This is a genomic window from Psychrobacter sp. FME6 (genome assembly GCF_014861365.1).
Classification (GTDB): Bacteria; Pseudomonadota; Gammaproteobacteria; order Pseudomonadales; family Moraxellaceae; genus Psychrobacter.
In genome coordinates this window covers 1-21,029 of the sequence record NZ_RRYW01000026.1, presented here as the reverse complement: position 1 = coordinate 21,029, position 21,029 = coordinate 1, and the positions used below count along the sequence as shown (strand labels likewise).

Below are 21,029 nucleotides of genomic sequence, written 5' to 3'. Positions count from 1 at the left end.
ATACTCCTGTTAAGTGCTGATAATCAGGTGAGTTATAAAAGTGGTTATGTGTTTAAACCAGTGTCGTTAATAAGTGTTGCTCAATAATAGTTGCTAATAGTCTCGCCGCGACTTTACAGCTGCGAGCATCAATATCAAAGGTTGGGTTAATCTCAGCAATATCGGCTATTTTTACTTTATTTGATGCCATAATAAGCTTGACCGCGCGTTCAACGAAACTCAGCTGAATACCATAGGCAGCGGGCGCACTAACGCCGGGAACAACGCTTGATGGCAAGCAGTCCATATCGATCGTTAAATAAATAATATCCACGCTATCGATGAAGGTTGTTATTTGAGCAGCAATTTTTTTCCATTTTTTATTGGTACAATCTTCATCACTGATGATATGATGTACACCCAACTGCTCAGCACGATCAAATAGAGCCGCAGTATTCGAAAATCGACTGACACCAATACAGCAATAGTTAAATGGCTGACCGTGCTCATCAAGGTGTTCTGCTATTTGTCGAAATGGTGTGCCAGAAGTAGCCACATCAGACTGACGAATATCTAAATGCGCATCAAAGTTGATAATGCCAATACGCGGCGTCGCGCTTGTATCAGTCGAGCTTATATCATTGGCAGCATCTGTTTGTCGTAGCGCCTGCCATAACCCTAAAAAGCTACCATAAGCCATCGCATGACCACCGCCAAGACCAATGGGCAAGCTGCCTTGTTTAATAATATGGCTCACCTTATCGGCATAATGTGCTTGGGCTTGTTCTAGAGTGTTCGCGGCAAAATTATCATTGTCATGGCAGTTGATATCACCGGCATCACCTAATAAGGTTAGCAATTGACCTTCAAAGCGCTGTTGCAAGTCAGCGATGACTGGTAGCGTAGCAAATGCCTGACGAATCAATGGCGGAGCAGCTCTTGCGCCGACGCGCCCTTGATTACGTCTGACACCTTGGTCACAAGCAAAGCCAGTCAGTCCAATACGCTGTCCTGCCCTTGATATAGCGTTATCAAACGCATAAGACTGTGCCAGCTGATACCAGTAGCAGGCACGGTCAGTTTCAAACGGCTCTGCGCGTCCTGTCCAGCGGCTCATATCAGCAGCAGTGTGGCTAACATTTATTGTAGTCATCGCCGATCTCCTTTAACATACATTTAAAGCTATCTGCTTACTTAGACTCGTACCAATTGCTACGTAATTCTTGCCAATGCTCAGCAAGGGTACCAGCTAATACTAATTGCTTTGCCGCTTCGATATCAGGCGCTAGGTAGCGGTCCTTGTCATAAAACGTCACTTGCGCGCGTAGTGTTTGATGCGCGGTCGTCAATGCTTCTGAAGTATCTAGTCCACGATGGAAGTCGATTCCTTGACCCGCAGCAAGTAGCTCAATACCGATAATAGTGGCAGTGTTTTGCGCCATTTCATACAAGCGTCGTGCGCAATAGGTTGCCATCGATACATGGTCTTCTTGGTTGGCGGAAGTTGGAATACTATCGACGCTGCCAGGATGAGCGATGGATTTGTTCTCTGAGGCGAGTGCGGCGGCGGTCACATGGGCAATCATAAAGCCTGAGTTGACCCCAGCATTGTCAACCAAGAATGGCGGTAAATCACCTGAGAGAGTCGCATCGATTAGCAAGGCGATACGGCGCTCAGACATAGAACCAATCTCGGCAATGGCTAAGGCTAGAATATCAGCCGAAAAGGCCACTGGCTCAGCATGAAAGTTACCGCCTGAAATAGCAACAGGACCGTCTTCATTGTTAAAGATAAGTGGGTTGTCAGTGACGGCATTTGATTCAATCAATAGTGTCTTGCCTGCTTGATTGATGATATCAAGGCAGGCACCCATTACTTGCGGCTGACAACGTAAGCAGTAAGGATCTTGTACTCTATCGTCTTGCTCGCCGTCATGGGAGGCGCGAATGGCGCTACCTTTAATAAGCTGACGGTGGGCTTTGGCGATTTCAATTTGACCATGGTGCCCACGTACTTCGTGAATACGGGCATCAAATGGTGCATCTGAGCCTTTAGCGGCATCGATAGACAGTGAGCCGACGATAGTTGCTGTCTCAAGTAAGTCACGCGCCAAGAAATAACCGCGTAATGCCAGTGCAGTTGATACTTGGGTGCCATTAATAAGGGCTAGCCCTTCTTTTGCGGCAAGGGTAATTGGCTCAAGACCATGCTGCGCTAACGCCTCAGCGGCTGGTAGTTTTTTACCAGCGACATAGACGTCGCCTTCGCCCATCATTGCCAATGTCATATGTGACAAAGGGGCGAGGTCTCCTGACGCGCCAACTGAGCCTTTGGCAGGAATGTTTGGCGTGATTTGATTATTAATTAAGCCAAGTAAGCTATCAATGACCTCGCGACGGACACCAGAGACACCTTGCGCCAAACTGGCAACTTTCATGACCATAATCAATCGAACCACGCCATCTGGTAAGGGTTCACCAGTACCCACCGAGTGAGAAACGATAAGGTTACGCTGAAGTAGCTCGAGCTGATCATCACTGATACGGGTCTTTGCTAAAAGACCAAAACCGGTATTGATACCATAAGCGCTCTTATCACGTGCAATGATGGTGCGTACATCTTGGAGTGAGGCATCTATCGCTTTATAAGCGCTGTCAGGTAGCGTCAATATGACCGGTTGCTCGTAAATATCGCGCAACATCGCAAAACTTAATTGGCGAGGGTGTAGAGTTAATTGTTTGATATTGTTCATAGGGAGAATCCTTGTTATATAGGCAATTCTAAATAAAGTCGATACGACTGTAATAGAGTAAATAACCACGTGCTACTGTTATAAGTTTTTCTTGCTTGCTGTTCGCGAGCGTGACAGAGGCTGCGAAAAAATTACTCCAGTAGCACTCGTATCAGTTTTAAAGTGAATCAACTATATATTTATTTTTATAAGGTAAAAATGATTTGGGCTACTTAATCATCGGCAAGTTTAGGCCGTATTCTTTGGCTGTCTTAATCGCCAGCTCATATCCTGCATCAGCATGACGCATGACACCTGAGCCGCAATCATTTACCAGTACCCGCGATAAGCGTTTGGCTGCCGCATCAGTTCCGTCAGCGACGATGACCATGCCTGAATGTTGCGAATAGCCCATGCCAACACCACCACCGTGATGTAGAGAGACCCAAGTTGCGCCGCCTGCGACATTAAGCATACCGTTCAATAGCGCCCAATCAGATACGGCATCTGAGCCATCTTTCATGCCTTCTGTTTCACGGTTTGGACTGGCAACAGAGCCTGTGTCTAAATGGTCACGACCGATAACGATAGGGCCCTTTAGCTCACCATTTTTGACCATCTCATTAAAGGCAAGACCCGCTTTGTCACGCTCACCAAGACCTAACCAGCAAATACGCGCAGGCAATCCTTGAAACTGGATACGCTCTTTTGCCATATCAAGCCAGCGGTGGATATGTTGATTTTCTGGAAACAACTCTTTAATTTTTTGATCGGTTTTATAAATATCTTCTGGATCACCTGATAATGCTACCCAGCGAAATGGACCTTTACCTTGGCAAAACAGCGGACGAATATAAGCCGGTACAAAGCCTGGGAAATTAAAGGCATCTTTAACCCCTGCATCAAAGGCAACTTGACGAATGTTATTACCATAATCGGTCGTTGGAATATCCATGTCTTGTAGATCTAGCATTGCTTGTACGTGAACCGCACAAGACTGAGCCGCTGCTTTGGCTAGCGCGGCATGTTGCTCTGGATTTTCTTGAGCAGCTTTCCATTCTTCAACGGTCCAGCCACTTGGTAGATAACCATTAATCAAATCATGTGCTGAGGTTTGGTCAGTGACCAAGTCCGGCTTCATGCCGCCAGCGTTAGCGCGTTTGACCATTTCAGGTAAGATGTCCGCAGCATTACCAAGTAGGGCGATAGAAACCGCTTCACCAGCATCGGTATGCTGCTTGATAAGCTCGTAAGCATGGTCTAGATTATCAGCCTGCTTATCGACATAGCCCGTACGCAAGCGAAAATCGATACTAGACTGTTGGCATTCGATATTTAGCGAAGTCGCTCCAGCAAAGGTCGCGGCCAATGGCTGCGCGCCGCCCATACCGCCAAGACCGGCAGTCAAAATCCAGCGGCCTGCCCAGCTACCGTCATAATGCTGACGACCAGCTTCGACAAAAGTCTCATAAGTACCTTGGACGATGCCTTGGGTGCCGATATAAATCCAACTACCCGCAGTCATCTGACCGTACATAAATAAATCTTTGCGGTCGAGCTCATTAAAATGCTCCCACGTGGCCCAGCGCGGCACAAGGTTGGAGTTAGCAATCAATACACGCGGTGCATTTTCGTGAGTCTGAAAGACGCCGACTGGTTTGCCTGATTGCACCAGTAAGGTTTCATCATTTTCTAATTCTTTTAGTGATTCTAGGATTTGATCGTAGCTTTCCCAATTACGGGCTGCGCGTCCGATACCGCCATAAACGACCAAGCTTTTTGGGTTTTCAGCGACATCAGGATGCAGATTGTTTTGCAGCATGCGGTAAGGCGCTTCGGTCAGCCAGCTCTTACAGTGTAGGGTGCTGCCGGTCGGTGCGGCTATATTGCGGCTTTCGTCACGGCGGGTCATTTTATTAGTCATCATCGTTCCTTATGATTTTCTAAGCAGTGGTGTTTTAAAAATAAAGCCTTTAAATTTGTATATACAAATTATCAGGAATGTTTTTTTTATGCAAGGTTTTTTATTTATTACCCATTAATTTTTTAGTGATTTTGTAGTTAGGTACTTACCATGTAGTTTTGCTGAGGCTTGTCAGGTTATCTCGTGATATTATGGCGCTATTCCCATGAGTACAGTTGACGGTTAAAGGCGGATATGACAAAGACAATTCCAGCGTATCAGCGGATTAAAAATGCGATATTAGACAATATTCATTCTGGTAAATGGCAGGCAGGTAATGCGATTTCTACAGAAATGGCGCTAGCAGAAGAGTTTGGTGTGTCACGGATGACGGTAAATCGCGCTTTAAAAGAGCTGAGCGAGGAGCGGGTATTGGAGCGTCGGCAAGGCTCAGGGACTTTTGTCGCTCAGCAGCAGTTTAATCACACCTTTGTGGAAGTGCGCAATATCGCTCAAGATTTGAAATCAGCCAACCGCGATTATCAGGCGCAGGTTGTGAGTAAGCGTCCTCTGACAGCCGCTATGCTAGATGATGAGCTGCGGCGTAAGTTTGATCTTGAGGCAGCGGTTGTACCTTTTGGTTTACAAAAGGTCAGTCATGTTGATACTAATAATAGCGACGCAGTGGTTTTATATGAGGTAAAAATTATCCACTTTGCTGATGGTCAACCGATACAGTTCGAAGAACGCTGGGTCGATGCCGTCAAAGTTCCTGAATTTATCGAGCAGGATTTTAGTGTGGTCAACACCAGCGATTACCTCATTGCCAAAAGTCCACTGGAGCGCGGCAGCTATACCATCCGTGCCGTAGCAGCACCTGATGCGATTGCAGCTGCCTTACAGATATCGGTACAATCGCCAACTTTAGTCTTGCGTCGGCAAACCTATTCGTCAGGTCAAGTGCTGACCTTTGTCAAAATGTGGCATGCAGGTGACCGCTATCAGTTCTCAGGCGAGTTATAAATGAGATGTAACCTTACGCATGCTCACTGTTTTTGTACGTTTATTCTCTCCCAATTACGCTAACATATGGAATAGCCACTATTTAGACACTAGCGCCAATTAGACGACATCGCCAATTAGACAATAGCGCCAAAGTTCTGTTTTGTTCTAAAAACCCTAAAGTTTAAAGATAATATAGCCTTAGTATTGAAAAATATACTGCGTATCCTCAAATCGGGCAGCCAAGGCCAAAGATAATAGAGCACAGGCTTTATCGCCATCCCTGTATTTCATGAGTTAGCCATTTTGTTCGGCTTATATAGTTTTGCTCCAGTTATATTTTTGTATTATTCATTCATCTTATAAGGACGCCTTATGAAACGTCGTACTCTTTTAGCCCTTGCCGCCAGTACCGTATTACTGGCCGCTTGTGGTCAGTCCACTACTAATGACGCCGATACCACTGCAACAGACAGTGCTGCGAGTGGTGGCTCAGATTTGCTGCAACGTATCAATAATGGCGATACTATCATCGTTGGTACAGAAGGCACCTATCCACCGTTCACTTATCACAATGAGAGCGGCAAGCTCACCGGTTATGATGTCGAAGTCACGCGTGCGGTTGCAGATAAGCTAGGCGTTGAGGTGGATTTTAAAGAGACCCAGTGGGATGCGATGCTGGCAGGTTTGGATTCAAAGCGTTTTGACATGGTGGCGAACCAAGTGAGCTTGACCACCCCTGAGCGTCAGAAAAAGTATGATATCGCGACACCTTATAGCTGGTCAGGAGCCGTCGTATTAGCACCGACTGATGACAATCGTTACAGTTCGTGGGAAGGCTTAAAAGGCTTGCGTACCGCGCAATCACTGAGCAGTAATTACGGTGAGCTGGCAGAACGCTATGAAGCAGAAATCGTTCCTGTCGACGGTATGGCCCAAGCCGTACAATTGGTCAAACAAGACCGTGCTGACTTTACGATGAACGATCGACTTGCCGTGTTAGATTATCTAAAAAAATTCCCAGATGCCAATCTTGAGATTAAGCTGACGGCCCCTAAGAGCGAGCAGCGTGGTTCAGGTTTGATATTGATTAAAGGTGATGACGCAGTCGTAGAAAAACTTAACGACGCGATGGCGACATTACAAGCTGATGGGACGCTAACCGAACTTAGCGAAGAATTCTTTGGTGCCGATATAAGTCAACAAAAATAATGCTAGCTTCCACTATACCAGCGTCTGTTATGTCGGCGTCATGGCTCGCAGATCTATTGGCGTTATTGCCTTTTATGAGTCCTGATCGGGCACAAATCGTTATTTCGTCTTTTTGGCCCATGCTCAAAGGTGGTATCTATTATTCGATACCGCTGGCATTGATCTCATTCGCCATCGGTATGGCCATTGCGCTGACAGTGGCGCTGATTCGTATCGTGCCGCGTGCTGGCTGGTTTCATGAGGTGATTTACAGACTTGCCCGTATTTATGTGTCTGCCATTCGTGGTACGCCGATGCTGGTACAGTTGTTTATTATCTTCTACGGTCTGCCGAGCGTTGGGTTAAAACTTGATCCATTTCCTTCAGCGATTATCGCCTTTTCACTCAATATCGGTGCTTATGCATCAGAGACGGTACGCGCCTCTATTTTGTCTATCCCAAAAGGACAGTGGGAGGCAGGTTCAACCGTTGGCTTGACCTATTTGCAAACCTTTCGCCATGTTATTTTGCCGCAAGCGCTGCGTGTGTCAGTGCCACCGTTATCGAACACCTTTATCAGTTTGGTAAAAGATACCTCGTTGGCGTCACTAGTATTGGTCACTGAGCTGTTTAAACAGGCGCAGATTATCACGGCGCGTAACTATGAATTTATGCTGGTTTATACCGAAGCGGCGTTTATTTATTGGGGTATTTGTCTGTTTTTGACCTTTATCCAAGGTAAGCTTGAGACCCGCCTAGATCGCTACGTCGCTAAATAATACCCAACCCAAAAGTACGATTGGTGGCGTCAAACGTGCTTAGCCTATTAGGTGTAGTACTTACGCTCGTTTTCCTTGCTACTCAAGTTTTGGGAATGCTATAACCTATTCTTTATAAAGCATCTTTTCTAATGTTTAAACGGAAATCTTTATGATTCAAGTCAGTAATATTCACAAAGCGTTTGGTAGTAATCAAGTGCTAAAAGGCATTGATTTGACCATTCATAAAGGTAAAGTGGTGGTGATATTAGGGCCATCAGGGTCAGGTAAAACGACATTTTTACGTTGTTTGAATGCGCTTGAGATTCCAGATCAAGGCGTGATTGCCTTTGATGATGGCAGCTTGACGGTCGACTTTGCTCATAAGCCGAATAAAAAAACTTTATTGGCCTTGCAGCGTAAATCAGGTATGGTGTTTCAGTCTTATAATTTGTTTCCACATAAGACAGCAATTGAAAACTTGATGCTTGGGCCTACCGTGGTACAAGGGCAACGTAAAGCGCAAGCACGCGAGCAAGCAGTGGCACTACTCGATAAGGTAGGATTGTCTGACAAAGCCAACCTTTACCCGTTTCAGCTATCTGGCGGTCAGCAGCAGCGTATTGGTATTGCTCGTGCCTTAGCGATTGAGCCGTCATTGTTATTGTTCGATGAGCCAACCTCTGCGCTGGATCCTGAGTTGGTACAAGATGTACTCGGGACTATGAAACAGCTAGCGTCTGAAGGCTGGACGATGGTAGTTGTGACCCATGAGATTAACTTTGCTCGTGATGTCGCCGATCATGTGGTGTTGATTGAAGATGGTCATGTGGTCGAGGAGGGCAGCGCTAAGCAAATGTTTGAGTTGTCGACACATCCACGCACGCAAGCATTTTTGCAGCGTATTCAGCTATAAACTACTTATTCAGTGGTAACGTATTCAATTATAAAAAAATCATCAGTCTCGGCTGATGATTTTTTTGGCTCATTCCTCATTTTTATCAGTATTAGACCACTTGCATAAGTCTGCATTGTTTACGTTCTAAAATTGTTTATCATAAGGTCTGTTATGGGAACAAGGACGGTTCCCTAGTGAGGACTTGAATCTACGGCTGTTAGGTATTGCTGTCAGTACTCTAAATCTATTCATATAAAATCAGTGTACATACCAGCGTACTTTTTCCGATCAAAAAATAAATAATTTTTAATCACTGAGCCGCACCTATGATTTTTCCTAGAACCAAGTTAACCACCACTTTTTGCGTTATTTTCTTATCACCCATACTGCTTATAGGTTGCTACAAAATCCATAACACAACGAATCAACAAAATTCTCAAGTTCAAACATTACCTGAAGAAGATAGTGAGCTTATAAAACTAAACAGATTAGCCGAACAAGGCAATGCTGAAGCACAGTATAGACTTGGCTTGATGTATGACATGGGTGAAGACGTAAATCAGGATTATAGCAAAGCGTTTGAATGGTATGAAAAATCTGCTAATCAAGGACTCGCAAGTTCACAAAGTAAACTGGGTTCAATGTATCGTTATGGGAAAGGAGTAGAGGTAAATCATGCTAAAGCGAGTGAATGGTACTGGAAAGCCTATGAACAAGGAAATGAAGAAGCTCATTATCAGCTTGGCACGATATATATCTCAAACAAAGACAAACTTAGCCATTAAAAAAATACTCTTATGGCATATAAGCCAGTTTTTACTAGGATATACTTCAACGGAACCAGTCATTTCATCCTTCAAATCAATTAACAGACCACTTAAAACAGACTGATATAAGGGAACCATCTATATTAGGGTGTGTTTGATGAGTCATAAGTAGGTATTGTTGCTGCTAAAGTTGCCTAATACTGCGTGAAAAATCCTGCTAAGTCACTGGTCTTATGCAGTAGGTCTATTATTAAAATTAGGACACACCTCAATCAGTCCACAAAAACCACGCTTGTTCTCGAGTATCATTTTGCTGAATAAAGCATGCTTTTTCAGCTTGGCTTCTGGGTTGATGCGTAGCATCTGCACCGCAGTCTTTAGAACGTTGTTTTATCCACTGTATTTGCTCTTTTTTTAAATCAGCTGCCTTGTACATCCATCCCTAATATAAAATTTGTCTCTAAAAGCGCTACTGCTGAGCTAACAGAAGCGCCTAGCATCAGGCTAGTAAACAAACTTATTCGGCTTAATAGCCTGTATCTTAGTAAGCTATATTTGTTTAGAGAGCAGGCGGACATAGTAAATCTACACCTGTAGCAAAAAATTAGTCAGCAAGCGTTTAGCGCCTTCGGTCGCAAAAGATTCAGGATGGAATTGTACCCCTTGAATGGGATAGTCTTTATGTTGAACACCCATAATCTCATCGCCTGCTAGCGCTGATTCAGCCAAGCTTAATTCAGCATGAGCATCATTGGCGACGACTGAAGTGACAGTTAGGCAATTTGGTAGGGTATCTGCCTGTACCATCAATGAGTGATAGCGCATGATTTCTATCTCTTGTGGTAAGCCTTGATAAACGCTCGCAGCATCATGGCGAATGGCTGAAACCTTGCCATGCATCGGTACACTGGCACGTACTACATCACCGCCGAAAACATGGGCGATGCCCTGCATACCCAAGCAAACACCCAATAGCGGTGTTGTCTTGCCCATGACTTCAATCACTTCGGCACAAATACCAAAATAGGCAGGATCATCAGGCGCACCAGGGCCAGGTGAGATAATAATACGATCAAGATTCATGGCCTGTACATCTGCTAACGTTATCTCATTGTTACGTTTAACAATGACGTTTGCTTCTTTATCACTGTCCATCGTCTGTAAAATCTCACCAATGTATTGGTAAAGATTAAAGGTAAACGAGTCGTAGTTATCTATAATTAAAACATTCATTGGTTATCAACTCTTTGGCAAAAATATAAGCAATTTACGGATTCATAAAACTGTCTAATACTACCTTCATGGCAGAAAGCTTACGCTGAATTTCTAGATATTCATCAGCGGGATTGGAGTCATAGACATTACCGCCACAGGTTTGTGCGTAGGCTGATTCGCCATTGATAAATAAGCTGCGAATAGGGATGGCAAAGATACAATCACCATTAAAGTTAAAGGACCCAAGCGCACCGCCATAAGCGCCACGACCATCTGGCTCCAGCTCGTTAATGACTTTAATGGCTTCAACCTTTGGCGCGCCTGACAGCGTTCCAGCAGGAAAGTTGCTGGCAAGGGCGCTAAACATATCTTCATCAGGATGCAAGATACCGACGATTTCAGAGGAGATATGCTGCACGTGTGAGAAGCGTTTGATATCCATCAAATTGCGCACCTTTACCGTACCAAAGCGTGCCACACGGCCAATATCATTGCGATGCAAATCGACCAACATATTGTGCTCGGCAATCTCTTTGTCATCGTTAAGCAGCGCTCTGGCAAGCTGACGGTCTTCGACGACATCGCCGCCGCGCTTTGCCGTACCTGCGAGTGGATAAGTTTCCATCTCGCCTTGACGCAAGCGAAACAATAATTCAGGTGAGGCACCGATGATGCACTGCTGAGCAAATTTCATAAAGTACATGTGCGGCGATGGATTAACCGCCCGCAGTTTTTCATAAATGGGCATTTTATCGCCAGCAATACGATATTTAGATTTAAAGCCCACCTCACACTGGAATATACGCCCAGAGATGATGTCTTCTTTGACTTGCATCACTACTTTAGCATGCTCGTCTTGACTCATGCCGTCGCCTAAAAATTCTACTGTAGGTGGCTCGTATTCTGGGGTCGGTGCATCAAGCAAGGCTTTAATCTGTTCGATACGATTGTTTTGCTGCTCGGTTGGATAATAAAAGTAGAAAATCTCTCCAGTCATCTTATCGAGCGTTAAGCCATCTAGATAAACGCCAAACTTAAACGGTTCAAAATCGACGCTCGGCTTGGCATTGACACTTGGCTCAAAGAAATTGACACTGTCATAGCCCAGATAACCAACCAAACCGCCACTTTGTTCGCGGGCAATGACGTGCTGTGGAGTGATAGTACGTAGCAGCTGATAGGGATTGTCCGTCTGATAGTGGTCAGTTCTCGCAGTTTTGTTATCGGTAATCGCCAGGGTAGTGCGGTCGATAGCAGCAATGGTCATCACTGGATCAAAACCAATGGCATGATGGCGTGACATATGGCTATCTTCGCCTAAGGATTCGAGCAAATAACAAGTATCAAAAGCACGCTCAATGCGTTTAAATAAAGCTAAAAAATCGATATCCTGCGTCAGCTTTATGCGTTGCGGCTTGCTAGGAATATCAATAGTAGTAGGTTGATCATATTGTGGGGTAGGAGAGGTCATAACGAGGTCCAAAGTAATTCAAATAGGTATAGCTAGAATAAATGTAATTAGCGTTGATTGATGTTTTAATCGTCTTGTCTGTGAGTTGCTAGCAGCGCGCTGACGTCATGAGTTTGCATCGCTTTAGCACCGCGAGAGACGGTGGCAATACCAACGCCTAGCTGCTCAGAAATTTCACGTTGGGTGACACCGCGTGCTAATAAATCAAAAATACGAATACGGTTGGCAATCTCAAATTGCTCTTTGTCTGTCAGTAAGGCACTTAGCAAGGCTTCAATATCTGAGCTGTCAGTACAATTGGCTAAATGCTTTAGTAAACTGTGATAAGGATCGGTGCTCATAATATGTAGTCTTCATTTAAAAACAGATTGATTATCATCTTGTTTCAGTATTCTAGTACAGTAGTACATAAAAAACAAGTAAAGTGATGGATGTTTTAGCATTACGTTAGGGGCTGTATAGAATTCAGCTAAGGAAATGACAGAGACTATTTTTTAGGCAATTCGACGCCAAAAATAGTAAGTTTAGTCATTCTAAGCGCGATAGTTTTGGCTATGAAGTGGCAAAAAATAGTCCTGTTCCTTCGGACTGATGCTAAAATCGCCCCAGACGTTGTTGTAAATCTAGCTAAGGTCTCGACATTACCTTCGATTTACGCCTAGTCTGGAATTATTTTAGCGATCAGCAGTCCTAATAGATGAATTCTATACAGCCCCTATTAAAGCTCTGTTTAAAAATATTCAATTCGACATAAAATAAAAAGCCAGCTAATGGTAATTAGCTGGCTTTATTTTCGAATTAACGATTATGCATCTATACTATTTTTATTTTGGTAATTATTCCAGATTGCTTATTTTACTGGACGAATAAACGGCATATGACGGTTCACATCTTTGTATAGTAAGTATCTGAATGGACCAGGTCCGCCAGCGTAACAAGATTGTGGGCAGAATGCGCGCAGCCACATAAAGTCGCCTGCTTCAACTTCTACCCATTCACCGTTTAAGTGATAAACAGCTTTACCTTCTAGTACATACAAACCATGTTCCATCACATGCGTTTCATCAAATGGAATCACGCCACCTGGCTGGAAAGTAACGATATTCACATGCATGTCGTGACGCATATCAGACTGCTCGGTAAATCTGGTGGTTGTCCATACGCCATCAGTACCCGGCATTTCAATGGCTTCAACATCGTGATCGCTGGTTACAAACGCTTCAGGTACATCAATACCTTCACAATGTTGATACGCTTTGCGGATCCAATGGAATTTAACGTGCTTGTCGCTGTTGTTTTTCAATGACCATTTGCAGCCAGGTGGTAAGAATGCATAACCACCTGATTCAAGATGATGCGTCTCACCTTCGATAGTCATATCCATTTCGCCTTCAACGATGAATACCACACCTTCGGCGTTGGCATCTAGCTCAGGCTTTTCTGAGCCGCCATTAGGCTCAACTTCGACGATATACTGTGAAAAGGTCTCAGAGAAACCTGAAAGTGGACGTGCCAGTACCCACATGCGCATGCCTGTCCAAAACGGTAGATAGCTGATAACGATATCCGTTAATACACGCTTTGGAATAATCGCATAAGCTTCGGTGAAGATAGCACGATCAGATAGTAGTTGTGTTTGTGGAGGCAAGCCGCCAGTTGGTGCGTAATAAGTGCTTTTTGTTGACATGGTTAATGTTCCTTAGTGGTTTTGTGCCGCGATAAATTTGTGTCTGAACCTTTGAGTTTAAGTCTTTGAGTTTGAATCGTGGAGCAAAGGAGAGGGTTACCCGTTTGGCTGGGATTTCCCTTTAAACACTAAATCATTTGCGGCTTGCTTGAAGGGCTAAGCTATTGTCAAAATTATTAGACGTTAGACATAGCCCGGTAATTTGGATCGTTTTCATTTTTTATCGACAACAGCTGTCATTTTCTCTAATGACGCACAGACCTATGATTCATCTAAAGCTCCATGCTCTAAACCTAAGGTTCCATGCTCTAAATCTAAAACCCATGCTCTAATCAGTTGTAGATATGCTGACTAGAAATATGTAAAGTTGCTCTGTTTTCCATGAGCCCAATGTCATTGATATCAGGCGCCTTAGAAGCGCTCATGCCTAAATCAGATGCCCTGACTGTCATAGTATAAGTCTAAAGAAAAATGCAATAAAAAGCTATGTTAAGCAGAACTATCAATGTAAAGACTGCAAGCGTCAGTTCATTGATAATCAGGCCTTAACCTCTCATGGCCGTCATTCTAGAATAGAAGATTAAATATGGTTAATGACTGTTAGAGGTTGATAAGTTTTGGACTTACGTGCATCGCAAGAAGTGGCTTATGTATGGGAAAACAGTACAACGTAGGTATAGAAGGCAATAACGGCCGTCTCAGACATCGATTAAAATAAACCGTTAGAAGAATGTGTTGTCTATCTAAAAAGCTCAATAAGTATTTTAGAGTGTTTAACTTGGTGTTCTTTTAATGTCAATTTTGGCTAACTCTGATGTCAGTGTGCTTTTTAGAGCACAATCAAATTAAAGCATAATCAAAATACTATTTATTTAATGTCTAAACAGCATTAGCCTTTGCTCTCTCTGATTTAGCCTGCTCAGCAGACACATCAACGCAAACTTCCCAATCATCAATCTCAAATTCATGGCAGTTGTTACCCTCACCATTGATACGATCGACAACTAAAAAGTCACAATCTGCTTTTAGTGCTAGTAGCGGATGGTGCCAAACATTGGCGTCATACTGAACACCTTGATGCGAGTGAGCATAAAATACTTCTAAATCATCCGCTGATTTGGGCGCATCGCCAGGTTTAGCTACCACAACCAGATAATCTGTGGAATTCATAGAAAAGAAGGCTTGCGTACCAAACGGGTGATATTCCATGACCGATAGCGTAATAGGGCAGTCGCGTCTTTTAGTGCGAAAAATACTAAAACCAACTTCACCGCCGTCTAATGCCACTTTTGAGATAGAATCATGACGACACGCATAGCCACGATTGATATCCCAACTGTTTTCAGGACATTTTTCTTCATCGTCATAAGGCTCAATCACTGAACCATAAGGCGCAAAAGCAGCTTTGGTTAAAGGTTGGGCAATTATCGTGGTTTTCATGAGTTCACCTTTATATTATTTAATAATATCATTTATTTGATTTTTTAGCCGTTTATTAAGTTATAAATGGCCTTGAGCGTATCATCAGCGAGCTTAGCTTCTATTACATACTTGCTTATTAATATGATGATACGTCTCTAATGTCGATAGTTACATCCAGTTGGCGGTGTTATCTGCCGTTGCTGGATGGTTTTCATACCAGTGCTTGGCGATTTCATCGCGGCGACATACCCAAACATCGGGTTTACTGGTGATGTATTTTAAAAACTGTTTGAGCGCAGTGATACGACCAGCGCGACCGATGATACGGCAATGCAAGCCAATCGTTAGCATTTTTGGCTCGTTCTTACCGTCTTTGTCGCCTTCTTCATACAAGGTATCAAAGCTGTCTTTTAAGTACTGGTAAAAAGGTTCAGCGTTGGTAAAACCAGGGCTAGAAGCAAAACGCATGTCATTGGTCTCAAGTGTATAAGGGATAACCAAATGCGGTTTACGGGCGATTTTACTGCCTTCTTCTACTTTGACATTGAGCCAGTAGGGGAGTTCATCGGCATAAGAATCCGAGTCATAAATATAGCCACCTTGTTCAGCGACCAGTTCGCGAGTATTGGGGCTATCACGACCGGTATACCAACCGAGTGGCTGCTTACCAAGCATGCTCTCAAAGATTTCAGTGGCGCGGCGTACATGTTCGCGTTCAGTCTCACGGTACATATCCTGATAAGTAATCCAGCGTAGTCCATGACTAGCAATTTCATGACCATCTTCTAAGACGCGTTCAACGATATGCGGTGTCTTTTCAGCAGCAGCAGCACAAGTAAAGGTAGTGATCGGTAAACCGTACTCTTTAAAGGTATCTAATACACGCCAAACGCCGACACGACTACCGTACTCAAATGCTGACTCAATAGATTGGTGACGATTGAGAAATTCAGGCGTACCTAATACGTCAGATAAAAAGCGTTCTGACTGACCATCGCCATGAATGACGCTGTTTTCTGCACCTTCTTCGATATTAAGTACAAACTGCACCGCGATCTTAGCGCCACCTGGCCAGTTAGCCTTTGGTGGATTACCGGCATAGCCTTTTAGGTCACGCGGATAGGCATCCTGATTAAAATCGCTGGTTATTTTTTTTGTCATTATGATTATCCTAGATAAACTAAAACGAAATAGGGTAGAACAAGAAGTGCGGTCTTTTATTTGAGCCATAGTATCTGAACTTTTATAAAGCTAGATAGGGTCAAAAACCATACTGTGATAACGCTGGCTTCGATATAAAAACCAGCGTTAGGTAGATTGCTAAACGGTTTGCTTATAACCCTGAGGTATACTCGAGTAATTGCTGACGCTCGTCATCTGTCATATTAGTCAGGTTACCAAAAGGCATATATTCTGTTTGTACCGCCGTGATGATTCTTGCTTTATAGGTTTTTAGATCTGCTGGAGTTTCTAAAACAATACCGGCTTGAGGTACATTAAACATTTCGTGAGTCGGTTGCACGGCATGACAAGTGGTGCAACGTTCATGAACTATAGCCATAGCATCATCATCAGCAGATGCAGACACTGGGACGGCTTCGGCCGCGTTTTCATTACTAGCAGCATCAGCTTCTGCACCATCAGCAGGTGGCGTATCTGTCGGTGCTGCGTCTTCTGCTGGAGCAGTCGCACTGACGGCAGGGGTTGGTGATTTCTCAATTGGTGTCGGACGCATCCAAATAATTAGTAATACGGTTGCTATCGCAGGAACCACTAAGAATTTTGGTTTATTGCGACCCAAGTGTTTTTCGTTGAAGTAATGACGAGCAGTTGCAGTGATAATACCGACGAATACCAATACCAACCAGCCATGCGCATGTGAATACATCATTGGATAGTGATTACTAATCATGATAAAGATTAGCGGTAGAGTAAAGTAGTTATTCATCACCGAGCGGTTTCTGGCCATTAATGCTAAAGCTGCTACATCTGGACCTGGTTTTACGCCACGACTTACACAATCTACCAATGCGCGCTGAGCAGGCATAATTCCAAAGAATACGTTACCTGCCATGATTGTACCTAAAATGGCACCAACATGGATAAAGGAAGCACGGTCACTAAATAACTGATAAGAACCCCAAGTGGCAATAATCATTAATATAAAGATAGTGACACTAAAAACCAGTTTATTTTTGCCGATACTGCTGCGTACAATGGCTTCATAAATAAAGTAGCTGCCAAATAAGAACAGTAAACTGGTAGATATGGCACCCACACTGCTACCAAAATCCACTTTACTTGGATCAATCAAGTACGCTGTGGCATTGATATAGTACACGATGATAAGCATCATCATACCGGTCAGCCAAGTGGTGTAGGCTTCCCATTTGAACCAATGCAGTGTTTTTGGCATTTCTTCAGGTTCGAGCTTGTACTTGGCAATTTCGTAGAAACCACCACCATGAACTGCCCAAAGGTCACCTGAAATGCCTTTTTTGGCTTTCCACTCTGGTGGCTTCTGAAGACTCATGTCGAGCCATACGAAGTAAAAAGATGCGCCAATCCATGCTACACCAGCGATAACGTGAAACCAGCGGAAGAATAAACTTAGCCAATCGAGAAGATATGCACCCATGTTGTCAATGTCCTTTTATATTGTTATATCTTGGTAACTCGTAACGACTTTTGCTCACCTTCGTTATTATAAAAGATTGTGATACAACGTAGCGATACCAGCATTATTTATTTGGTCTTAAACCACTGACCTCACTGTCAGACGTTTAGAGTTTACAGCGCTCGTTTAGCCTTATTCGTATAAGGCTTCGAGTGATAAAGAGATAAAATTATGAGCCGCGATAGGTACTATAACCATGTGCGCTAAGCAACAACGGCACATGGTAATGATTCCCATCACTGACCATAAAGTCGATAATAACTTGCGGATAAAATGCAGTGAGATTTTGCGCATCAAAATAAGACTGCGTATCAAACGTCAATGTATAGCGACCAATATCAATATGATATTCAGCGATATCAATAGATGGGTCAAACGCCCAGCTGTCTGGTGCCACGCGACCATCAGCGTTGGTAACGCCATTGGCCAATAGTTTTGCTTCACCGCTCGCAGACACACGATGTAGTGTTACAGCGATATCAGCAGCTGGTTTACCAAGATGCGTGTCTAGAATATGTGATGATAAAGTAGCGGACATAATAATTCCTTTTATATGTGTGGAAAAAATGAGTCTAACTCTAAAGTTAAGTTTAAGCGTCGCTTAGCATTTTCTGCAAACGTAAACGGGTTATTTTGTTTTGTTCAGCTGCTGCATTGCCCAGTTCTGTTTCACGATCATTTGGCAAGCGAGCGAGTAATAAGTCAAGCATTTCTTGCGCGCTTTTACCCGTAGCATAAACAATAAAGATAAAACCAAATTTATCGAGGTAGTCTTGATTGCCTTGTGCTAAGGCTTCAATCACAGCGTCATCAGCGTTATTAGCACCTGATTGCTCATGTGCGGCGCTGTCTTGCGTATTACGATATTTCTCTTTTAATGAGTCAACATTACCAATCTGTGGATGACCGTCAAAGGCCTCTAATAAATTGGCTTCTTCTGTTTGCGCCTGGCCCCATGCTGCATCGCTTGCGCTCATTAGAGCATCTACATCTTCAAACGGACGCGCATCTGCCAATAGGCTCGCCCAACGGCTGCTAGTGCAACAGGTCAGGAATTTTGAGGTAGCATCGGCTGGCGACAGGGCATTGAGTTGCGATAGTGATAAGCTCACAGTGATATCCTTATCTTTTGACACAAAAAAGTTGAATGATACGAGTTTATAATTCGATTGATATAAGTTTATAAAGAGGATCATTTCTCTTGATTACATAAATCAGGGTAAAAACCCATGTTAAAGTAGTATCGAATGAGTCGTAATTGGTTTAATATTAACCATTCTGCTTAAACCTGACCATTTGGTCAACTACTTTATGAAAAATATTTTATATTTGCTTGCCATGTTCCATAAAAATTAGCGTATTAATCTATTAGTTTATCTTAAATTCACGCTGGAATATGGTTGTTTATTCACATTAATGTCTAACGGTTCATCCTATGACTCAAAACGCTAAATCAAACGCACCATCATCCTCTGAGAGCGCTGTACACCGTAATCAGCAGGATATTCGTGCACACAATCAAGCACTGATTTTGACCGCTGCTGAAGAAGAATTTGTATTGCAAGGCTATCGCGGTGCCACGATGCAAGGTATCGCCGATCGAGCGGGTTTGCCAAAAGCCAATATTCATTATTACTTTAAGAATAAAAAAAACCTGTATAAGGTTGTTTTGCTTTCTATTATTGAAGAGTGGAATGAGGGCTTGGTGACGATGACGGTGGACAGCGATCCCAAAACAGTCATCGAAAAGTTTGTGCGTACCAAATTACATCAAGCCTTTGCTCACCCAAATCGGCATAAGCTGTTTGCGCTTGAGGTCATCGGTGGGGCATTACATCTACATGACTTTATGTCGACGGTGATGAAAGAATGGGCGCTTGATAAAACTCAAGTGATGAAAACATGGCACGAACAAGGCAAAATCGCTATCGATGATCCATTGCAGCTGCTGATTTTGATTTGGGCCACGACGCAGCGCTACGCTGAATTTGAAACAGAAATCGTCGGCTTGATGAACAAGACTGAGTACGATGAACAAGATGAAGCACGGGCTGCTGACTTTCTAGTGCCATTCATTTTACGTGGCTGTGGCATTGAATAGCGATTACAGCTAGCTAGCGTTGCCGATATTATTTATGGATACCAAGCTAAAGCCTCAGTAGTTCAATACTATTGAGGCTTTATTTTATACATCATGATGAAGCATTTGTAAATCAGCTACTAAGACGCTTTTTTTCTAAGCGGTTTTAGGCCGTCTTCGATATGCTGCTCTTCAGTATCATATTCGACACCATAGTTCTTCGGCAAAATCACATCGAGCGCAATGGCTATTACCCCTGACATGGTCACTGCTGAGCCAAAGATATTGCGGAACAGTTGTGGCATTTGCGCAAAGACATCAGGAACAAACGCAACACCTAGACCCAGACCCAATGAGGTGGCAATGATTAACACATTACGATGGGTAAAGTTCACTGTCGAGAGGATACGAATACCCGCAGTCGCTACAGTAGCGAACATCAACAGCGTTACGCCGCCAACCACCGGCTTTGGCAACTGAGTAAAGATAGCACCTAAAACAGGAAACAGACCCATTATAAATAAGATACCTGCCACATAAAAGCCAACATAGCGACTGGCAATACCAGTCATTTGGATGACACCATTATTCTGGCTAAATGTGGTTACGGGGAAGCTGTTAAATATACCAGAAATGGCGGAGTTGACACCATCACCTAATACGCCGCCTTTGATACGTTTCTCATATAGTGGGCCTTTTATCGGCTCACCTGAGATCATCGACGTTGCGGTCAAATCACCTGAGGTCTCGATACTGGTAATAATATACATAAAGGCAATAGGAATAAAGGCTTGCCAATCAAAACCAAAACCAAACTTAAAGGGTACGGGTACCGTTAATAAAGGGGCTTCTGAGACCAATGAAAAATCAATACGGCCCATAAATGCTGCTACTATTAGACCTAACATTAAACCGATAAAAATAGCACTTGAGCGAATGACTTTATTATTAACGATACTGATTAGCACCACGCTCACTAACACACCGCCGCCTAGTAGTAAATTCTCCATACTACCAAAGTTTTCAGCACCAACACCCCCTGCTAAATCGGTTAGACCTGTTTTGGTCAACGACAGACCAATGGTGACAATAACACAACCGGTAACGATTGGACTCATCAAAGATTTAAGCTTAGTGATGAACTGACTTAAGAAAATCTCGACGAATGCCCCGAGGAAGGTAACCCCAAAGATATAGTCAGATGACCACAAAAATGTTATAAAATAAATCAATTAAACGATTACCAG

The 21,029-nt window shown here is 43.5% G+C and carries 19 protein-coding genes and 2 pseudogenes; 7 read left to right on the top strand and 14 right to left on the bottom strand.

What is annotated here, in order from left to right; genetic code table 11:
- Positions 1-52: 52 nt before the first annotated feature.
- From hutG to hutU, 3 genes are all read right to left on the bottom strand, one after another.
- Positions 53-1,132 (bottom strand): formimidoylglutamase, encoded by a 1,080-nt coding sequence (gene hutG, locus EI162_RS05600; protein WP_192523434.1) that lies wholly within the window; start codon positions 1,130-1,132, stop codon positions 53-55.
- Positions 1,133-1,169: 37 nt separating this feature from the next.
- Positions 1,170-2,732, bottom strand: a complete 1,563-nt coding sequence (gene hutH / locus EI162_RS05595) for a histidine ammonia-lyase (protein ID WP_192523433.1) — start codon at positions 2,730-2,732, stop codon at positions 1,170-1,172.
- A 208-nt stretch (positions 2,733-2,940) separates the two neighbouring features.
- The gene (gene hutU / locus EI162_RS05590) at positions 2,941-4,623 is read right to left on the bottom strand and encodes a urocanate hydratase (RefSeq protein WP_225736909.1); all 1,683 of its coding nucleotides are present in this window, start codon (positions 4,621-4,623) and stop codon (positions 2,941-2,943) included.
- Positions 4,624-4,869: 246 nt separating this feature from the next.
- Here hutU and EI162_RS05585 point away from each other — a divergent pair, with 246 nt between their 5' ends.
- The 5 genes from EI162_RS05585 to EI162_RS05565 all read left to right on the top strand — a co-directional run bounded on the left by EI162_RS05585 (position 4,870) and on the right by EI162_RS05565 (position 9,248).
- Entirely contained in the window at positions 4,870-5,637 is a 768-nt protein-coding gene (locus EI162_RS05585; RefSeq protein WP_192523431.1) for a UTRA domain-containing protein, read from the top strand.
- A gap of 354 nt (positions 5,638-5,991) precedes the next feature.
- Positions 5,992-6,828, top strand: a complete 837-nt coding sequence (locus EI162_RS05580; protein ID WP_192523430.1) for an amino acid ABC transporter substrate-binding protein — start codon at positions 5,992-5,994, stop codon at positions 6,826-6,828.
- 74 nt (positions 6,829-6,902) lie between these two features.
- On the top strand, positions 6,903-7,586 hold the full coding sequence (locus EI162_RS05575; protein ID WP_192523446.1) for an amino acid ABC transporter permease: 684 nt from the start codon (positions 6,903-6,905) through the stop codon (positions 7,584-7,586).
- 151 nt (positions 7,587-7,737) lie between these two features.
- On the top strand, positions 7,738-8,481 hold the full coding sequence (locus EI162_RS05570; RefSeq protein WP_192523429.1) for an amino acid ABC transporter ATP-binding protein: 744 nt from the start codon (positions 7,738-7,740) through the stop codon (positions 8,479-8,481).
- 308 nt (positions 8,482-8,789) lie between these two features.
- A complete protein-coding gene (locus tag EI162_RS05565; protein ID WP_192520455.1) occupies positions 8,790-9,248 on the top strand; it encodes a tetratricopeptide repeat protein in 459 nt (152 codons plus the stop codon).
- A 567-nt stretch (positions 9,249-9,815) separates the two neighbouring features.
- Here EI162_RS05565 and EI162_RS05555 read toward each other — a convergent pair.
- The 5 genes and pseudogenes from EI162_RS05555 to EI162_RS14615 all read right to left on the bottom strand — a co-directional run.
- Positions 9,816-10,463 carry an anthranilate synthase component II gene (locus EI162_RS05555; RefSeq protein ID WP_192523427.1) on the bottom strand — a complete coding sequence of 216 codons (648 nt, stop codon included), beginning with the start codon at positions 10,461-10,463 and terminating at the stop codon, positions 9,816-9,818.
- A gap of 34 nt (positions 10,464-10,497) precedes the next feature.
- Entirely contained in the window at positions 10,498-11,916 is a 1,419-nt protein-coding gene (locus EI162_RS05550) for an anthranilate synthase component I family protein (protein ID WP_192523426.1), read from the bottom strand.
- Between the two features lie 65 nt (positions 11,917-11,981).
- Positions 11,982-12,257 (bottom strand): Trp family transcriptional regulator, encoded by a 276-nt coding sequence (locus tag EI162_RS05545; RefSeq protein WP_192523425.1) that lies wholly within the window; start codon positions 12,255-12,257, stop codon positions 11,982-11,984.
- A gap of 509 nt (positions 12,258-12,766) precedes the next feature.
- Entirely contained in the window at positions 12,767-13,603 is an 837-nt protein-coding gene (locus EI162_RS05540; RefSeq protein ID WP_192523424.1) for a bifunctional allantoicase/(S)-ureidoglycine aminohydrolase, read from the bottom strand.
- Between the two features lie 335 nt (positions 13,604-13,938).
- Positions 13,939-14,049 (bottom strand): annotated as a pseudogene (locus EI162_RS14615) (hypothetical protein); the annotation flags it as partial.
- Between EI162_RS14615 and EI162_RS14910 the strand changes: the two are divergent.
- A pseudogene (locus tag EI162_RS14910) lies at positions 14,035-14,178 on the top strand (IS1 family transposase); the annotation flags it as partial. The pseudogenes EI162_RS14615 and EI162_RS14910 overlap by 15 nt on opposite strands.
- A 304-nt stretch (positions 14,179-14,482) precedes the next feature.
- Here EI162_RS14910 and EI162_RS05530 read toward each other — a convergent pair.
- The 5 genes from EI162_RS05530 to uraD all read right to left on the bottom strand — a co-directional run bounded on the left by EI162_RS05530 (position 14,483) and on the right by uraD (position 18,814).
- Positions 14,483-15,043 carry an ureidoglycolate lyase gene (locus EI162_RS05530; protein ID WP_192523423.1) on the bottom strand — a complete coding sequence of 187 codons (561 nt, stop codon included), beginning with the start codon at positions 15,041-15,043 and terminating at the stop codon, positions 14,483-14,485.
- Positions 15,044-15,193: 150 nt separating this feature from the next.
- Positions 15,194-16,186 carry an allantoinase PuuE gene (gene puuE, locus EI162_RS05525; protein WP_192523422.1) on the bottom strand — a complete coding sequence of 331 codons (993 nt, stop codon included), beginning with the start codon at positions 16,184-16,186 and terminating at the stop codon, positions 15,194-15,196.
- A 172-nt stretch (positions 16,187-16,358) separates the two neighbouring features.
- Positions 16,359-17,663 (bottom strand): urate hydroxylase PuuD, encoded by a 1,305-nt coding sequence (locus EI162_RS05520; protein ID WP_192523421.1) that lies wholly within the window; start codon positions 17,661-17,663, stop codon positions 16,359-16,361.
- Positions 17,664-17,871: 208 nt separating this feature from the next.
- Positions 17,872-18,240: a hydroxyisourate hydrolase gene (gene uraH, locus EI162_RS05515; protein ID WP_192523420.1), complete on the bottom strand. Its 369-nt coding sequence runs from the start codon at positions 18,238-18,240 to the stop codon at positions 17,872-17,874.
- Positions 18,241-18,292: 52 nt separating this feature from the next.
- On the bottom strand, positions 18,293-18,814 hold the full coding sequence (gene uraD, locus EI162_RS05510) for a 2-oxo-4-hydroxy-4-carboxy-5-ureidoimidazoline decarboxylase (RefSeq protein ID WP_318779290.1): 522 nt from the start codon (positions 18,812-18,814) through the stop codon (positions 18,293-18,295).
- Between the two features lie 323 nt (positions 18,815-19,137).
- Here uraD and EI162_RS05505 point away from each other — a divergent pair, with 323 nt between their 5' ends.
- Positions 19,138-19,803, top strand: a complete 666-nt coding sequence (locus tag EI162_RS05505) for a TetR/AcrR family transcriptional regulator (RefSeq protein WP_192523418.1) — start codon at positions 19,138-19,140, stop codon at positions 19,801-19,803.
- 119 nt (positions 19,804-19,922) lie between these two features.
- Here EI162_RS05505 and EI162_RS05500 read toward each other — a convergent pair whose 3' ends face one another.
- On the bottom strand, positions 19,923-20,993 hold the full coding sequence (locus EI162_RS05500; protein ID WP_225736908.1) for a solute carrier family 23 protein: 1,071 nt from the start codon (positions 20,991-20,993) through the stop codon (positions 19,923-19,925).
- Between the last annotated feature and the right edge of the window lie 36 nt (positions 20,994-21,029).